Raw genomic sequence first — 15817 nt, 5'->3', positions numbered from 1 at the left:
CGATTAAGCAGTAAACACTAATGTGACGTGCTTTGATGAGCAAGTTTGATTTGACTCAGGATATGATGACTCATATTCTTTGCCATTTCTTCTTTTGCATAGAAGACTTCACCGATATTTTCATCACGGATGACAGCAGCTTCTTCCTTACTTTCAGCACAGATCAAAACCTGAATATTGGGATTTAATTGCTTTGCAATATCGACAATACGATGAATATCTAAAATATCCATCGGGGAAATGACCAATAAGCGCGCATGCTGAATATGGGCTTGAATCAGTACATAAGGTTCTGTTGCTTCACCACTTACGGCAGCTATTCCTTGTTCACGCAGTTTCTCGACAATCTCGCGATTTTCTTCAGCAATCACTACTTTGATGTTCTGTTGCATCAGATTTTCACTAATGCGTCGTCCTACACCACCATAACCAATAATCACCACCTGATCACGTAAATAAGCTTGATCGACTTCATCAGGAAGCATGGCAAGCGGGTCGCCACTACGCTCTAATAAGCGAGCTAAATGTGAGCGTTCACGTATCCAGCGTTGTGCCGGTTCAATGGCGGAGAAAACGAATGAATTGAGTGTAATTGAAAATAATGCACCTGCAAGAATCAGGTTTTGTGCATCTTGAGTGAGTAAGCCGAGTGATAGACCGAGTGTCGCTAGGATGAACGAGAACTCTCCAATTTGAGCTAAACTTGCACCGACAGTTAACGCTGTATTAATTGGATAGCGGAAGAATAAAACCAAAGCCATGGCAGCTAAAGTTTTACCGATCATAATAATGGCAACAACGGCTAGAATATGTAAGGGTTGTTCCACTAAAATTTTTGGATCGAATAACATTCCAACTGAAACAAAAAACAAGATCGCGAAGATTTCACGTAATGAAAGCGTTTCTTCTTCAGCACGATGGCTAAAGTCAGATTCTTTCACTACCATGCCCGCAAAGAATGCACCTAGTGCCATAGAAACACCGAAAACTGCATAAGAACCATAAGCAACTGAAACAGCCGATGCAACGACTGTGAGTGTGAACAACTCGCGTGAACCTAAACGAGCAACGCGTTGCATAATCATTGGTATGAGACGTTTACCAATAATCAGCATGAAGGCAATAAAGCCTGTTACTTTCAGTAATGTCAGTCCAATGGTGATCCAAATATTTTGAGATGGATCAGTCCCAGCTAAAGGATGTCCGCCAAGTAAAACGGCTGTTGCAGGTAATAGTACTAAGACCAAGACCATAACAAGATCTTCAACCAATAGCCAACCTACTGCAATTTTGCCATTTACAGAGTCGAGTAAGCCGCGATCACTAAGTGCTTTGAGTAATACCACGGTACTGGCACAAGAGAGACTCAAACCAAAAATGAGTGCTGAACCAAAACTCCAGCCCCAAAACATGGATACGGCAACGCCTAATAGTGTTGCGACTGCAATTTGTAAAATAGCACCTGGTAGTGCAATACGGCGAACTTGTAATAAATCATTGAGGGAAAAATGCATCCCTACGCCAAACATTAAGAACATCACTCCAAGTTCGGCGAGTTGGTTAGCAAGGTGTATGTCAGCGACGATACCTGGTGTATTGGGGCTAATAATAATCCCAGCAACTAAATAACCAATCAAAGGGGGTAAACGTAAACGTGCTGCGATATAGCCAAAAATAAGCGCTATACCAAAACCAACAGCAAGCAAAATAATTAAATCAACATCATGTGGCATTGAAACTCCTTAATCATTGCGGTTAAGGTAGAAATAAATCGGCATAAAACATGCCAAGAAAAGATCGAATAAATTGTAACAAGTAAAATCGAATTTGTTGATGGTAATTTTTTTAATTATCAAAAAAAATCATAATTTTTTATCCATTTCTTTTAAGCAAAAAAAACGACTTCAAAAGAAGTCGTTTTTTAAAGAAGCTAAAATTATTTAATCTTAGCTTCTTTGAAGATTACGTGTTGACGGATTTTTGGATCAAATTTTTTGATTTCCATTTTTTCCGGCATAGTACGTTTGTTCTTAGTAGTGGTATAAAAATAACCAGTACCAGCTGTAGAAACGAGACGAATCTTATCACGCATTGCTCAGACTCCTTAGATCTTTTGACCTTGAGCACGAAGATCAGAAACAACCTTCTCAATGCCCAATTTATCAATAATACGCATACCTTTAGTGGTTAAACGAAGACGTACAAAACGCTTTTCGCTTTCTAACCAAAAACGGTGGTGGTGCAGGTTCGGCTCGAACCGGCGTTTGGTTTTGTTGTTTGCGTGCGACACGTTGTTACCAACGATAGGACGCTTGCCGGTAACTTGGCAAACCTTAGACATGGTGAACTCCATTGCTAGCTTATACAGCACAAATTCGTGCAACTAGCCATTCAAGTAAACAGATGAAATCATTCAAGGGGCGTTTTATACCAAAAATACGATTAAAAGACAAGCGAATTTGGTAAAAACTAGGCATGATTTAGTGTGATAGATCATGCCTTGATCAGCTTAGCGGAATAGTGTTTTCAAAAGCAGTTTATGTGTTGGTTTGTTATACGGGGGTAGAATGAATTTTAAACTATAGAGTTTAGGGCTTACAGGGTTTGACATCATTGAGCGTTCATGAGAGAAACTAAAGAAACCTTCTTTACCATGGTATTTACCCATACCCGATGCACCAATACCTCCAAATGGTAGGTCATCTTGTGCAACATGTGTGAGGGTTTGGTTAATACCAAAATGCCCAGAATGGGTACGTCCTGCAACATAATCAGCACGAGCCATATCAATATCAAAATAGTAGAATGCCAGTGGGCGTGGGCGACTATTAATGAATTGAAGTGCATCTTCAATATGTTCATATTCTAGAATAGGAAGAATTGGACCAAAGATCTCATTCTTCATGATTTCCATTTCTGTGGTCACACCTGTGAGTAAGGTTGGTGCAATTTTACGAACTTCTTGTAATGATTCTTTCTTGTTATTTAACTCTACAATCGTCGCACCTTGGTCACGTGCATCTTCTAAATAGCCTTGAAGGCGATTGTATTGCTTGTCATTCACAATTGAGGTGTAGTCATTGTTATCACGTAGGGTTGGGTACATGGTATTCACAAAGTCATTATAGTGCTTGGTGAACTCTGCTGTCTTACCCTTCGGAATAAACATATAGTCTGGCGCAACACACGTTTGACCTGCATTCCAAAGTTTACCGACTGCAATGCGCTGTGCTACATCACGAATATTCATTGCAGAATGTACAAGAGCAGGTGATTTGCCTCCTAACTCTAAAATAACAGGAACCAGATTTTTTGCAGCAGCGGCCATGACTGTTTTGCCGACTGACGTTGAACCTGTAAAAATTAATTTATCGAATGCTAAGTGGCTGAATGCATCTGAAATTGCGCCACCACCATTGACAACTGTAACCAGTTCTTGAGGGAACACTTCAGCAAGTGCATTTTCCAATACAGCACCAAACTGAGAAGATGCACTCGAAATCTTGATCATGGCATGATTACCCGCAGCTAATGCGCAGATCAGTGGGCCAACAGAGAGCAATAATGGATAGTTCCACGGAGCAATGACTCCGATGACACCCAATGGTTGATATTGTACCCAGCCTTTTGCAGGTTGGTGTAACATGCTGATATGACGCTTAGAGGGCTTCATCCACTCAGTTAAATTCTTGCTATAGTATTTGATATGCTCTAAACACGTTAAAACTTCGCCAATTTTGGTTTCCATAATGGCACGATTGCCATAATCTTGACTAATTGCGTTAGCAAATTGATCTTGATATTTTACCAAGACATTTTTAAGTCGAGCTAAGCGCTCAATACGTTCTTTGGCGCTTGGAACTGGATGGCGTTGGTACGCTGCTTGTTGCTGTTCAAGCAAATCTTGTAACCGTTTCACATCAGCATGAGGTGTCATTGCGGTTGTTTTTGTTTGACTGTTCATAGGAGTGGACCAAAAAAGCTTATTATTTTTTAATTTTTAGAGTAAATACTCTAAAGTGTCAAGTCACTTTATGGGTTTGCTTTATAACCTATTGATAATGTTATAGATGGTTAAAATCAATGTCGCACATTAAACCGAACAAAACGAAAGATCGAATTTTGCAAATCAGTTTGCAGTTGTTTAATGAGCGTGGCGAACGTTCAGTAACAACCAATCACATTGCGGCTGAACTTGGTATTAGTCCTGGCAATTTGTATTATCATTTTCGAAATAAACAAGAAATTATTAAAGAATTGGCTCAGCAGTATCAGGCAGAGACTTTGGAAATGTTGGCATTGCCGACAGATCGTCCACTGAATGCCAATGATAAAATTAGCTATTTTCAAGTGTTAAGCAATCAATTATGGGCTTATCGGTTTATTCATCGTGATGTTTATCACCTTGTTGAAAATAACGAAGATTTTAGAAAGATTTATCCGCGGTTTGCTGGGCAAGTGATGCAACAAGGGCAAAGAATTTATCGTGCCTTTGTAGATGCTGGTTTGATGAAAATGACCGATTCGGAAATTGAAGCGTTGATTATCAACTTGTGGATTGTACTCACCAACTGGACTAACTTTTTGTATATGTCAGGTCATATCAGTGACAACAACCATTTGGAAGAAAAATGGGTATGGCAAGCTTTACGACAAATGGTGTTCTTGGAAGGCCCGTATTTAATGGGTGAAAGTCGTCAAACGTATGAACAATTATTAAAGTCTTTAGGCCCATCTGACTTGTTTGCGAGTTTATCTAATCTGAAAAATGATAGTGATGAATAAGTGATAGGTATTTAGTCACAAGCAAAAAAGAGCTAGAATGCTCGGCTTGATTTTAACTTTGATTCGAATAAGTGATATTAACCACATGAACACGACGACCGCCCATACCGCACGATTACTGATTACTTGCGAAGACAAGCCTGGAATCGTGCAAGCTGTATCGAGCTTTTTGTATCATCAGGGAGCAAATATTACCGCACTTGATCAGTACGCAACAGAAGCTCAAGGCGGGCGTTATTTTATGCGTGTTGAGTTTGAACTTGATCATTTACATTCTCGTAAAGAAGCATTGATGCAAACATTTGCTACCAATGTTGCTGAACGTTATGAAATGCAATGGAAATTGACTTTTGTTGGTGAACTAAAGAAAGTGGGTATCCTCGTTTCTAAAGTGGATCATGCTTTATTAGAGCTTTTATGGCGTCATGCACGTGGTTCATTGCCATGTGAAATTACTCAAGTGATTTCAAATCATGAAGCGTTACGTGAGTCTGTTGAAAACTTCGGTATTCCATTCCATGTTGTGCCTGTGAATAAAGACAATAAAGTTGAAGCTTATGCACAAATTAATGACATGATGCAAGGCAATGATTTATTGATCTTAGCGCGTTATATGCAGATTCTGAGTGAAGATTTTGTTGCACAATGGGAAATGAAGATTATCAATATTCACCATTCATTCTTGCCTGCTTTCGTTGGTGCAAATCCATATAAGCAAGCCTATGAGAAAGGGGTGAAGTTAATTGGCGCAACAGCGCATTATGTCACTGCTGATTTGGATCAAGGTCCAATCATTGAGCAAGATGTTGAACGTGTCAGCCATGACTATAATGTAGAGCAGTTACGTGAGTTAGGTGAAGATGTTGAGCGTAACGTATTGGCACGTGCGGTCAAATGGCATTTGGAAGATCGTATTATTGTTGATGGCAATAAAACTGTTGTTTTCTAACTAAAACTAAATTTTCTAAAAGCATGCTGATTCGCATGCTTTTTTTATGCTATTATATGTTATGTTATAACATTTGATTTTATTAAGTGTAGTTTGATCAATGGGTTGTATACGATTCACAAAAAACCAGTTGCAAATGAAAACACTTCTCATTTATTATTGTGCCACTTTTATTGTTCTATCTGATGTGTGAAATCGTTTTTTACTTTGTAAAACGTCACCATCTATATCGGTACTTAGATTCTTATGAGTCAATCTCCTGCGATATTCAACATGCCACACTCGATGAAAAAGAAAATCATCACTGCCTTAGTTGCGGTTGTGATTGGACATGTAGGTGCTTTGTGGGCTGTTAGCCACATGAAACCGATTAAGTTGAAACCAATTGAGAAAGAACCACTTAAGGTCAAGTTCGTTAAAATTCAAGAACCACCTAAACCAGAATTACCTAAACCGAAGGAAAAACCAAAGCCTGAACCTAAAAAGGAAGTGAAAGAGGTTAAAATTGTTGAAAAACAGCTCCCTCCGCCACCAAAGAAAATTGAAAAAGTACAACAGGTAAAAACTGAAGTACCGAAACAAGTCGTTCAGAAAGTTGAACCTAAGGTTGAGTCTAAAGTCGAGACTAAAGTCATTAGTACGACTGTGACTGAAAAAGTATCTGATAAACAGCAACCAGTTCCAGAAGCTCCTAAAGCTCAACCAGTTGCAGATCCATCACCGAAGCGAGTTTCAATTGGTGGGTCAGGTATTCAGTGGAGTCGATCTCCAAAAGTATCATTTACACCCAAAGATTTAGAGAATCAAACTCGTTTAATTAGTGTGTATATTGAGGCTGATGAGAAAGGAAAAATCACGAATGTACGTATTACACGTAGTAGTGGTTTGCCTAATATTGATGAAAAAACTTTGCGTGCGATACGAAGTTCAAAATTTAAACCGTATATGGAAAATGGTATTGCTTATCCAATCAAAACAGAGCAGCCGTTTGAGTTTAATCCTTAATAAATTTGCGTCCTAGTGACAGATTAAATCAGGAGTTCGTATATGAACTTTTCAGTTTATTGGCAACATGCAGATGCAGTAAGTAAAACGCTGTATTTCATCCTTTTAGCAATGTCGATTGCAACGTGGACGATTTTTATTCTACGCATATTAGGAACACGCCAATTAAAACAACAGGCTTATGCTCAACTTGTTCAAGCTTTGGCTGCACTTAAATCTAAACTGCAACCTTTGACTTTTGAGCAACGTAAAGCTGTTGCAGAACAAGCATTACTTCGTCAAATTTCGGCAGAAAAATCTCAAGCAGAAAAAGGTATCTCTGTGCTTGGAACGATTGCTTCGCTTGCGCCATTTGTGGGTTTGTTCGGTACAGTTTGGGGCATTTTCCATGCACTGATTGCTGTCGGTACGGAAGGTCAGGCTGGTTTAGCCCAAGTTGCAATACCTGTTGGTGAATCATTGATCATGACAGGTTTAGGTTTATCTGTTGCGATTCCTGCGGTACTGGCTTACAACATTTGTGTACGTTTCAATCGTGGGCTAGCGCATGACCTACAAGATCAAGCACATGGCTTGTTAATTGATACGATGTTGCAGCAAGAGACAGCAGTAAAGACAGAAACTAAAGCGACTCAACAAAGTTTAGTTGGAGGTCAAGCTTAAGATGGGCTTTCAATTGGGTGAAGACCACGACAGTGGCATGAATGAGATGAATCTCATTCCTCTGATCGATATTATGTTGGTATTGATGATTATCTTTTTAGTCACAGCAACGGTTGCTAACCCATCAATTCCATTAGCTTTACCAAAAACAGCGGCAGAGGTTGTAGATGCACCGCCTAAGACGATAACCATTAGTATTAATGATAAGGGTGAAGTCGCTTGGGATGCGAAAATCATTAGCTTAGATGAGTTGCAGAAGCGTTTTAAAGAAGAGAGTCAAGCTGCACAAAAACCAACTGTACAATTACGTGCAGACAAAGAATCAAAATATGATACGGTTGCACAAGTGATGTCTCGTGCAAGCGAAGCAGGTCTAAGTGATATTGCATTTGTCAGTGAAAATTAAGACTGTTTGATGTGAAAAAAAGCAACCCGATTGAGAGTTGCTTTTTTTATGCTTATTCAGGTTTCAGCAATTCTAGATATTTGGAACGTAATTTTGACAGTTTCGGGGGAATGCTAAAATTGCAGTAACCTTGTGATGGATTACGTGCATAGAAATTTTGGTGGTATTCTTCTGCAGGATAAAAAATTGGAGCAGGGCTTAGTTCTGTGACAATAGTTAAATTTTCATCATCTAAATCTTGGATAATGTGTTCAGCTTGTTGCTTTTGTTCATCATTAAAATAATAAATAACAGAACGGTATTGAGTACCTATATCATTCCCTTGACGGTTTAAAGTCGTTGGGTCATGTGTCGCAAAGAATACATTTAAGAGTTGTATAAAACTAATTTGCTGTTCATCAAAGTCAATCAATACCACCTCAGCATGTTGTGTATTACCTTGACAGACTTGTTCATAATTTGGATTTTGTACAATACCGCCTGCATAACCACTCACAACTTTGTCGACACCTTTGAGTTGTAGAAAGACCGCTTCTACGCACCAAAAACAACCACCACCAAGTAATGCTTGTTGCATGAAATTCCCCAATTTTTTAATTCTAAGAATACTACTAAAGTATACGAAGTCACCCAAAAGTAAAAGCCCACTCTGAATCAGCGTTCTTCACTTTTTATGATATCAAATCAATGAAGTGACCAAGTTTATATCATAAAATTCATAAGAATCTCCTTAGCTTGATTTACAAACTTAAGTCTATTTTCTATCAGCTCATCCTATCCTATTTTCATAAATGCCCTTCGTCTGATTAGGCTCTGACGATTTGTGATCTACAGTGATGATGATATGAAATACCCGTTGATCTATCTTGATTTAAATAGATCAAGATGAATTCGATAAGGAGATTGAGTATGGTTTTGTTAAAGGGGGGCTGTTAATCGGCTTTTGGTAATCCAAGTCGAATGACTTTTGAAAAGTATTCACTGGATTGATTATCTTGCTGTTCATATTTTTTAGCACGGGTATTAATCTGCGCTAATTGATACCACTCTTTCATACTATAATTTTGATTAAGTGCTTTTAAATCATATAAATAGTTGGGTAAATAACCCGAAGCGAATAAGCGATAATCTTTAGGTAAGGTTTGTGGATTGATTGCTTGGATCATGTCAAAAACCAATGTCGTACAGTTACTCGTCAGCGTGTTATACCATTTTGCTTCAGCACGTAATTCATCTGCTTTATGGAGATATTCTATGAATAGGGCTTTACGCTCGGTTTGAGGCATTCGGATTGGAAATAAGTAAACTTGTTCATTGCGGATATTGCTTCGCGTATAAATCAGATCTTTTTCATCAGAAGCCACTAAGCTAAGTTCATATTTACGGAAGAAGCCACCAATAGCAGAAAATTCCTCACCATTTTCTTTACGAATTTCGATAGAAAAAACCAAAGGCTTTTGATCTGAGAAATCAAAACTGACTAAGGTATGTGCAATCTGAGGTCCCATCCAGTAGGAGGTGATGACATTGACCCCTGTAATTTTATTCAGGTCGATCGTACGATTTTCCCAATGAATGTCATAACTGCCGTTCTTATGCCAATTAAAATTACGCACATTATGGAGTTGTACCAAGTTACCTTGCTTTTGATAAGAAAGTTGCTCAGCGACTTCGGGATTCCAGTCGCGATCTTGTCGCGCTTCTAAGGAAAAATACCAAACCAGTGAGCAGGCAAAAGCTACACCATAAATTAAAAGATCAGTGCGGCGGCTAAAAATATGTCCACTAACATAAACACCAAGCAAGCTGAGCGCAAACAATCCCCAAAGTATGATGATGGTTCGGCTAATGATTATTCCAAGAGGCTGTTGAATCCATAAAGCAAAGCATAACCATATACTTGAGAGGATCACAAATAAGGCAAAGCAACTGTGTAACAGTCCAATGCCTAGAGCAAGTAAAAACTCACGTGACCCAATATTATGCATGATGATGTGCGATCCATTTTATTTTTGGTAGGTCGCAAACTCGAAGGCTATATTTGATTTTTCATCAATGTGTTGTTCTGAGTTTACTTTACGAAAATCCTCAGAGATTTTTGGATAATGTGCATCGCCTTGTACATCTAAATCAACATGCGTTAATTCAAGACGATCGGCAATCGCAAGGGTTTGAGTAAAAATCTCTCCACCCCCAATAATAAATAAAGATGCTTTTTCAGAGTGTTGTACGTCTGTAAGTGCATGAGTCAAAGCATCTTCAATGCTATGTGCTACTTTAACGCCCTCAAATTGCCAATCTAAATCACGCGTGATGACCCAATTCACACGATTTGGAAGTGCGCGTCCCATTGACTCTAAGGTTTTACGCCCCATGATCACAACACCACCTTGGGTAATTGCCTTAAAGTGTTTTAGATCGGCTGAGATATGCCACGGCAAAGCATTGCCCTTGCCAATACAGTTATTTTTATCCATTGCCACAACGTGTACAACTTCAAGACCTTGCCATGCCATTTTATATTCTCTCTGATCTATTTAAACTGCAACGGGTGCTTTGATTGCAGGGTGTGACTCATAACCGACTATATCAATATCTTCAAATTTAAAATCGAAAATATCGGTGATCTCAGGATTGAGCTTTAATTGACACAAAGGCAGAGGCTCACGGGTAAGTTGTAATTGTGCTTGCTCAAAGTGGTTGCTATATAAATGAGTATCACCACCCGTCCAAACAAAGTCCCCAACACCTAAACCGCAAACTTGAGCAACCATATGCGTAAGTAGTGCATAGCTAGCGATATTGAAGGGCACACCTAAGAACACGTCAGCACTACGCTGATACAATTGGCATGATAGTTTGTTGTCTTGTACAAAGAATTGGAACAGGGTATGACACGGTGGTAAAGCCACTTTCCCTGCTTCATTTGGGTTCCAACCTGAAACGATCAAACGACGTGAATTTGGATTGGTCTTGATTTCATTTATAAGCCATTGGATTTGATCAAAACCATTTTGCTGATAGCTACCATCTTCATTTTGGGTTGCGCCAAAGTTGCGCCATTGATGTCCATAAACAGGACCAAGTTCACCCTCAGGGCGACCAAAACGTACAGTTTGTTCTGCGGTTGCCCATTCATCCCAAATGCTGACTTTATTGTCTTTGAGATATTGAACATTGGTATCCCCTTTGAGAAACCATAATAGTTCAATCACGATAGAGCGGAAGTGTACTTTCTTTGTCGTTAATAGTGGAAAGCCTTTAGAAAGATCAAAGCGCATTTGATGACCAAATACTGAACGTGTACCTGTGCCAGTACGGTCGCCTTTGTCGCCGCCATTGTCGAGGATATGTTGTAAAAGGTCTAAGTAAGTGCGCATCGTGATTCCTAATCGCAAATTTTTATCGCGCTGATTTTATCAGAATTATGTAATAAATATCTTTTGAATTTGGCGACATTGATTGTCGCAGTCGAATCTTTATGCTCTGTTCCAGTATAGCCGATTGTTTTATATTAGATTCTATAAATAACGACATGGGTAATGAATACAATGAATTTTAAACCAGAAAGTTTGCCGAACAGTTTGCAGCCATTCTTAGAAAAAATATCGGCTACTATTTTGCCAACAGTCAGTATGCAACTCACGCCTAATGATAGATTAACTGTATGGCAGAGTAAGGTGGGCGGAAAACCGTATTTACCTTTAGATGTTGCTTATCCTTTAGATTCTCATGGCAACCCTCTAGCTTTATTGGCCCAGTTTAATTTTGCTGAAATTCCAAGTTTACCTAATTTCCCAGACAAGGGGATTTTGCAATTTTATATTGCAGCTGATGATTCATTTGGTATGAATTATGACAATAAGCAAAAGCAATCAGATTTTCGGATTTTGTATTTTGAGCATGTGATTGATGATATTCAGCAGCTTAAACAGGATTTTTCTGATATTGAAATCGAGGAAGATGATCTTGATTATTTACCTTTTGATGGACAATACGCAGTTGAATTTAAACTTGAGCAGCAGCCAATCAGTATTGATGACCATGGTTTTAATATTGGAACAGGTGAAAATGACTTCTATGTAGCATATAGTGAGACATTGTCTGCAATGGGACATCGCTTAGGCGGTTATCCGTATTTTACTCAATCTGATCCACGAGACTATAACAAAAATATTATGGATTATACCTTACTATTTCAGGTCGATACTGATGATAGTAAAGGAGTCAATATTATGTGGGGTGATTGTGGTGTGGCAAATTTCTTTATTCATCCTGAAGACTTAAAGAAACGTGACTTTTCCAAAGTCTTGTATAACTGGGATTGTTGCTAATATAAAAAAGCGGATGAAGATTCATCCGCTTTTTTATTCAATGTTGAATCTTATTCTGTGACAAAAATAACTTTGCCATTAGTTAAAGACTCAACACGTGCTAAAGACTCAACACGATAGCCTTTTTCAAGTAATACATCACGACCAGGTTGGAATGACTTTTCAATCACGATACCTACACCAACAACTTCAGCATTTGCCTGATGAATCAAGTCGATTAAACCTAATGCTGCTTGACCATTTGCCAAGAAATCATCAATCACGAGTGCTTTATCACTTGAATTGATGTGCTTGTTTGAAATCGCAATGGTACTTTCAGTTTGTTTGGTGAACGAGAACACTTTAGAACGGTAAAGATCATCTTTGAGCGTTAATGACTGGTATTTTCGAGCAAAAATCACAGGAACACCGAGTTCTAAACCTGTCATGATCGCAGGTGCGATCCCTGATGCTTCGATGGTAATAATTTTAGTAATGCCAGCATCTTTAAAGCGGGCAGCAAACTCTTTACCAATCTGTTGCATTAACACAGGGTCAATTTGGTGATTTAAGAAAGCATCGACTTTCAAAACCTGATCAGATAGAACGATACCTTCATTTAAGATTTTCTGTTCTAAAGCGTACACGGGAGAATCCTCTAAACGGATGCTTATTCAAGCAAAGGCATATTTTAAAAAGCATCTAAAAAATTGCAAGTTAAAATTGACCAAATGGTTAGTTGGTCTTACCTGAATAGCCTGTTAATAATAAGCCATAAGACGATTTACCATCGTTATGTGCCATTTTGACAGGTAGATAATCGAGTTTTGGCGCTAACCAAAATACGGTGTTACGCTCAGGTCGATCATGTTGCATGACCACTTTAATGGTGCTGAACGTCCCATAATTTGTTTTAACTGTTTCCGTACCTTGTTTGACAAAGCGACGATCGTCTAATGCTTTTGCATCAGCAATTAAATATTTGGTTTTTAAAGAATTACTTTTTAAATCCTCACGAATTTGCAATTCAGCATTGAGTTCATCCAATGCACCTGCTTGCCATGCAAATGAACGTGCAGTGTCATCTTTTTTGGTGTTGATGATTTTACTATTCGGATTGAAGTTAATACTCATCGTGTTGCTGTGAATCAAAATTTTACTGCTACGGCTAAATTTTTGCGAAGTGATCTTATTCTCTGCAAAACTAAATTGGCTGGTTTCAGAAGCAGACGCAATTCCACCCGCTTTTGCACTAAATTGATAAGTCCAGTTATTACCTTGTTGGGAAAGTGTGCGTGTTGCTGAGCCGAGGTTTTTATTGTTATAGCTGAATTGATAGCTTGCTTGGAATGGAGTCATGGCTAATGCGTGACTAGATAAGCTCACACTTAGAATGGTAGCTGAAGTAATACCAACTACTTTCAATAATTTCTTTGTCATCACAGTATATATCCTTGGAATGATTACAGATAACGAAATCACTCTTTATCATTACGATTTGTCGTTATTATGCCTGTAGATTATGAAGAAAAAATCAGGTTTTTTATTAAATGCTTGTTAATTTTTCGTATGTATCATGAAGATATTTATTTTAGCGGCATGCACTGGAACAGCCCATGCCACACAGATGTCATTTGATTATTTTCTCACATCTTTTTGCTGAATTGGCGTAACTTCTGTGTCCTCTAACCCATCTTCATCAAAGTCATCGTCATTCGGCGGGTACAAAATAGCAGCTAAATTAACATTGCCCCAAACAATTAACTCAGCAGGGCGAACTCTCGCGCGGTTCACATGAACTTTACTTAGTGTTTCAATAATACTTGCTTTCTTTTTAAACCAGCGATTTAAATCCAAATAAAGTAATTCATCTTGGACTGAAACAACTTCAAAATGTTCTAAAATTTTACCGAGTGGGTCTTCATCACGAAATTTTTGATAATACCAAATCGCAACATAGAAGCCCCATTTCTGGAAAATATTTTTAAAACTAGCTTCGATCACTTGAGTATTGCTGATTTGTTCAAATACCATGAGTTGCACATCTTTATTCATTTCCATCTGAATAAGCTTTAAGTCAACAGACAAGGTGGTATGTAAACCTTTCACATCAATGGTGGCATATAAACGTAGCCATCCATCATATAGATCGGCATGAAGATCTTTAATGATTGCTACTTTTTCTGTGACGTAGCGTTCCATTGTCGCATTGACAAAAACTTGTGAGAGTGAAAACTCTCTTTCCTCTTCAATGAATTCTTCGGCTTTTTGGTAAACTTTACGTAGACGTTTAACAACGGATGAAATTAGCGTTTGCATAAAAGTTGTTCCAGAAAGTGAATTGATAGGGATAGCAATGCCACGATCTTTGCATTCAATAAAAAATAAAAATAAATTTCTGACTTGCAGTGTAGCAAAATTAATTGCTACATTTTCATAAAATGATGGTATCAAAACACTCTAGCCATAAGTGGATCACATTTTTGTAAAATTTTGAATATTGGTTGGGTTTTTATACGGTTATCACCGTTGGGGATAAGGCATTTTTGCCGCTTAATACCATGCTAAAGAATATAAATCTTCAATCTAAATTGCCTACATTCTGGTGGCAAGATCCAATTTTTGTTGGGGCCGTTACTTTAGCGATGCTTCTGCATGGCGCTGTGCTCGCAATTCAGTTTGCAATGCCGTCACCGACCGATACCTCAACTAAAGAAATCGCCGTCACGGTTCGCCCAAGCCAAGATAAGGTCAAAGATGCAGATTTTTTAGCACAAGCTGATCAAAAAGGTTCAGGTGATTTTCGTGAAGCACATCGTATGTCGAGTGATATGCCTGCACCGATGAAAGCAGATGCGACAACAGGGGAGTCTGAGTTAGAAAGCTTAGAAAAGATTCAGCAAAAACGAGAGTTAAAATTTGAAGAAAAAGTCTTAATGACGATTCTAAGTTGGCAAAAACAAGCAGAACAAAGTGAACGTAAAAAAACCTTAGATGAGTTACAAAGTCAATTTCAGGCAAAAGCTGCGATGGTGGCGAGCCTAGAAGCACAATATTTACAGCGACAGCAAGATTTCAGCCGTAAACAACGGATTAAAACCATCGATGGGATTCAGGCAAAACAGGATGCATCTGCGGCTTATCTCGACAAGTTCCGTCAGAAAGTTGAATTGTATGGTAACCGTTATTATCCAGATGAAGCAAAACAACAACGCTTAGCAGGTGAAGTTCGTTTGATGGTGATTTTGAATACAGAAGGCGGAATCCGTGCAATTCGTTTAATTGAGAGTTCTGGGCATGCCATTTTAGATGAAGCGGCAAAAGCATCGGTTCGCCGTGGTGCGCCATTTGGAGCATTCGATGCCAATATGAAAAAAGATATTTCTGAGTTACGCATTATTCGGACATGGCGTTTTGACCCTGTAGATGCGGAGTTCGAGGTACATTGAACTCATATCTCAGCTCGATAGAAATTTGTGATCATAAAAAATCAATTAAAAATTTCATAAAAATCAAAATATTAATTTTTAGCAAGTTTTAACCCTATTTTTAATTAAATAAAAACAGACAATTAAATTCACCTTAATAAATTTGAAATAATAATAAAAACAATTATCATTCGCTGTATATTTTAGATTATCTTTAATTTTGAAATGCGTGCATCCTTTTTAAGTATTGCTGTGGGGTAGGCGTGCA

At 38.4% G+C, this 15817-nt stretch carries 18 protein-coding genes; 7 read left to right on the top strand and 11 right to left on the bottom strand.

What is annotated here, in order from left to right; all coding sequences use genetic code 11:
• Positions 1–17 precede the first annotated feature (17 nt).
• The 4 genes from C502_RS0102750 to C502_RS0102735 all read right to left on the bottom strand — a co-directional run bounded on the left by C502_RS0102750 (position 18) and on the right by C502_RS0102735 (position 3964).
• A complete protein-coding gene (locus tag C502_RS0102750; protein WP_018677335.1) occupies positions 18–1733 on the bottom strand; it encodes a cation:proton antiporter in 1716 nt (571 codons plus the stop codon).
• 203 nt (positions 1734–1936) lie between these two features.
• Positions 1937–2092 (bottom strand): 50S ribosomal protein L33, encoded by a 156-nt coding sequence (gene rpmG / locus C502_RS0102745; protein WP_003654787.1) that lies wholly within the window; start codon positions 2090–2092, stop codon positions 1937–1939.
• Between the two features lie 12 nt (positions 2093–2104).
• Positions 2105–2341: a 50S ribosomal protein L28 gene (rpmB, locus tag C502_RS0102740; RefSeq protein ID WP_018677334.1), complete on the bottom strand. Its 237-nt coding sequence runs from the start codon at positions 2339–2341 to the stop codon at positions 2105–2107.
• Between the two features lie 168 nt (positions 2342–2509).
• A complete protein-coding gene (locus C502_RS0102735; protein WP_018677333.1) occupies positions 2510–3964 on the bottom strand; it encodes a coniferyl aldehyde dehydrogenase in 1455 nt (484 codons plus the stop codon).
• A 119-nt stretch (positions 3965–4083) separates the two neighbouring features.
• On the opposite strand from C502_RS0102735, the gene C502_RS0102730 reads away from it, so the two are divergent.
• The 5 genes from C502_RS0102730 to C502_RS0102710 all read left to right on the top strand — a co-directional run bounded on the left by C502_RS0102730 (position 4084) and on the right by C502_RS0102710 (position 7808).
• Positions 4084–4785: a TetR/AcrR family transcriptional regulator gene (locus C502_RS0102730; RefSeq protein ID WP_018677332.1), complete on the top strand. Its 702-nt coding sequence runs from the start codon at positions 4084–4086 to the stop codon at positions 4783–4785.
• Between the two features lie 85 nt (positions 4786–4870).
• Complete coding sequence (purU, locus tag C502_RS0102725) at positions 4871–5734, top strand: formyltetrahydrofolate deformylase (RefSeq protein WP_026315724.1); 864 nt, start codon at positions 4871–4873, stop codon at positions 5732–5734.
• Between the two features lie 246 nt (positions 5735–5980).
• Entirely contained in the window at positions 5981–6739 is a 759-nt protein-coding gene (locus tag C502_RS0102720; RefSeq protein WP_023274645.1) for an energy transducer TonB, read from the top strand.
• Positions 6740–6781: 42 nt separating this feature from the next.
• Positions 6782–7402 (top strand): MotA/TolQ/ExbB proton channel family protein, encoded by a 621-nt coding sequence (locus tag C502_RS0102715; RefSeq protein ID WP_018677329.1) that lies wholly within the window; start codon positions 6782–6784, stop codon positions 7400–7402.
• Between the two features lies 1 nt (position 7403).
• On the top strand, positions 7404–7808 hold the full coding sequence (locus C502_RS0102710) for an ExbD/TolR family protein (protein WP_018677328.1): 405 nt from the start codon (positions 7404–7406) through the stop codon (positions 7806–7808).
• 52 nt (positions 7809–7860) lie between these two features.
• Here the strand turns inward: C502_RS0102710 and msrA are convergent, their stop codons facing one another.
• The 4 genes from msrA to thyA all read right to left on the bottom strand — a co-directional run bounded on the left by msrA (position 7861) and on the right by thyA (position 11188).
• Positions 7861–8385 (bottom strand): peptide-methionine (S)-S-oxide reductase MsrA, encoded by a 525-nt coding sequence (gene msrA / locus C502_RS0102705; protein ID WP_018677327.1) that lies wholly within the window; start codon positions 8383–8385, stop codon positions 7861–7863.
• A 355-nt stretch (positions 8386–8740) separates the two neighbouring features.
• Entirely contained in the window at positions 8741–9796 is a 1056-nt protein-coding gene (locus C502_RS0102700; protein ID WP_018677326.1) for an Lnb N-terminal periplasmic domain-containing protein, read from the bottom strand.
• An 18-nt stretch (positions 9797–9814) separates the two neighbouring features.
• Positions 9815–10324, bottom strand: coding sequence for a dihydrofolate reductase (locus tag C502_RS0102695; protein WP_018677325.1), 510 nt, complete (start codon positions 10322–10324; stop codon positions 9815–9817).
• 21 nt (positions 10325–10345) lie between these two features.
• Positions 10346–11188, bottom strand: coding sequence for a thymidylate synthase (gene thyA, locus C502_RS0102690; protein ID WP_018677324.1), 843 nt, complete (start codon positions 11186–11188; stop codon positions 10346–10348).
• A gap of 171 nt (positions 11189–11359) precedes the next feature.
• Here thyA and C502_RS0102685 point away from each other — a divergent pair, with 171 nt between their 5' ends.
• Positions 11360–12142: a YwqG family protein gene (locus C502_RS0102685; RefSeq protein ID WP_018677323.1), complete on the top strand. Its 783-nt coding sequence runs from the start codon at positions 11360–11362 to the stop codon at positions 12140–12142.
• Positions 12143–12192: 50 nt separating this feature from the next.
• Here the strand turns inward: C502_RS0102685 and C502_RS0102680 are convergent, their stop codons facing one another.
• The 3 genes from C502_RS0102680 to C502_RS0102670 form a co-directional block, all read right to left on the bottom strand.
• Entirely contained in the window at positions 12193–12768 is a 576-nt protein-coding gene (locus C502_RS0102680) for a xanthine phosphoribosyltransferase (RefSeq protein WP_018677322.1), read from the bottom strand.
• A gap of 88 nt (positions 12769–12856) precedes the next feature.
• Positions 12857–13561, bottom strand: coding sequence for a DUF3108 domain-containing protein (locus C502_RS0102675; RefSeq protein WP_018677321.1), 705 nt, complete (start codon positions 13559–13561; stop codon positions 12857–12859).
• A 198-nt stretch (positions 13562–13759) separates the two neighbouring features.
• On the bottom strand, positions 13760–14440 hold the full coding sequence (locus C502_RS0102670) for a hypothetical protein (RefSeq protein WP_023274643.1): 681 nt from the start codon (positions 14438–14440) through the stop codon (positions 13760–13762).
• A 242-nt stretch (positions 14441–14682) separates the two neighbouring features.
• On the opposite strand from C502_RS0102670, the gene C502_RS0102665 reads away from it, so the two are divergent.
• On the top strand, positions 14683–15570 hold the full coding sequence (locus tag C502_RS0102665; protein ID WP_023274642.1) for an energy transducer TonB: 888 nt from the start codon (positions 14683–14685) through the stop codon (positions 15568–15570).
• The last annotated feature ends 247 nt before the right edge of the window (positions 15571–15817 follow it).

The sequence above is a fragment of the Acinetobacter tjernbergiae DSM 14971 = CIP 107465 genome (assembly GCF_000374425.1).
In the GTDB taxonomy this organism is placed as follows: Bacteria; Pseudomonadota; Gammaproteobacteria; order Pseudomonadales; family Moraxellaceae; genus Acinetobacter; species Acinetobacter tjernbergiae.
Note: the sequence above shows the minus strand (reverse complement) of the source record. Positions and strands in the feature narration are given on the sequence as shown.

What these genes read in the sequence shown, in the direction of transcription:
- C502_RS0102750 (WP_018677335.1), bottom strand. Translation starts at nt 1,733, where the DNA reads ATGCCACATGATGTTGATTTAATTATTTTGCTTGCTGTTGGTTTTGGT.
- rpmG (WP_003654787.1), bottom strand. Translation starts at nt 2,092, where the DNA reads ATGCGTGATAAGATTCGTCTCGTTTCTACAGCTGGTACTGGTTATTTT.
- rpmB (WP_018677334.1), bottom strand. Translation starts at nt 2,341, where the DNA reads ATGTCTAAGGTTTGCCAAGTTACCGGCAAGCGTCCTATCGTTGGTAAC.
- C502_RS0102735 (WP_018677333.1), bottom strand. Translation starts at nt 3,964, where the DNA reads ATGAACAGTCAAACAAAAACAACCGCAATGACACCTCATGCTGATGTG.
- C502_RS0102730 (WP_018677332.1), top strand. Translation starts at nt 4,084, where the DNA reads ATGTCGCACATTAAACCGAACAAAACGAAAGATCGAATTTTGCAAATC.
- purU (WP_026315724.1), top strand. Translation starts at nt 4,871, where the DNA reads ATGAACACGACGACCGCCCATACCGCACGATTACTGATTACTTGCGAA.
- C502_RS0102720 (WP_023274645.1), top strand. Translation starts at nt 5,981, where the DNA reads ATGAGTCAATCTCCTGCGATATTCAACATGCCACACTCGATGAAAAAG.
- C502_RS0102715 (WP_018677329.1), top strand. Translation starts at nt 6,782, where the DNA reads ATGAACTTTTCAGTTTATTGGCAACATGCAGATGCAGTAAGTAAAACG.
- C502_RS0102710 (WP_018677328.1), top strand. Translation starts at nt 7,404, where the DNA reads ATGGGCTTTCAATTGGGTGAAGACCACGACAGTGGCATGAATGAGATG.
- msrA (WP_018677327.1), bottom strand. Translation starts at nt 8,385, where the DNA reads ATGCAACAAGCATTACTTGGTGGTGGTTGTTTTTGGTGCGTAGAAGCG.
- C502_RS0102700 (WP_018677326.1), bottom strand. Translation starts at nt 9,796, where the DNA reads ATGCATAATATTGGGTCACGTGAGTTTTTACTTGCTCTAGGCATTGGA.
- C502_RS0102695 (WP_018677325.1), bottom strand. Translation starts at nt 10,324, where the DNA reads ATGGCATGGCAAGGTCTTGAAGTTGTACACGTTGTGGCAATGGATAAA.
- thyA (WP_018677324.1), bottom strand. Translation starts at nt 11,188, where the DNA reads ATGCGCACTTACTTAGACCTTTTACAACATATCCTCGACAATGGCGGC.
- C502_RS0102685 (WP_018677323.1), top strand. Translation starts at nt 11,360, where the DNA reads ATGAATTTTAAACCAGAAAGTTTGCCGAACAGTTTGCAGCCATTCTTA.
- C502_RS0102675 (WP_018677321.1), bottom strand. Translation starts at nt 13,561, where the DNA reads ATGACAAAGAAATTATTGAAAGTAGTTGGTATTACTTCAGCTACCATT.
- C502_RS0102670 (WP_023274643.1), bottom strand. Translation starts at nt 14,440, where the DNA reads ATGCAAACGCTAATTTCATCCGTTGTTAAACGTCTACGTAAAGTTTAC.
- C502_RS0102665 (WP_023274642.1), top strand. Translation starts at nt 14,683, where the DNA reads ATGCTAAAGAATATAAATCTTCAATCTAAATTGCCTACATTCTGGTGG.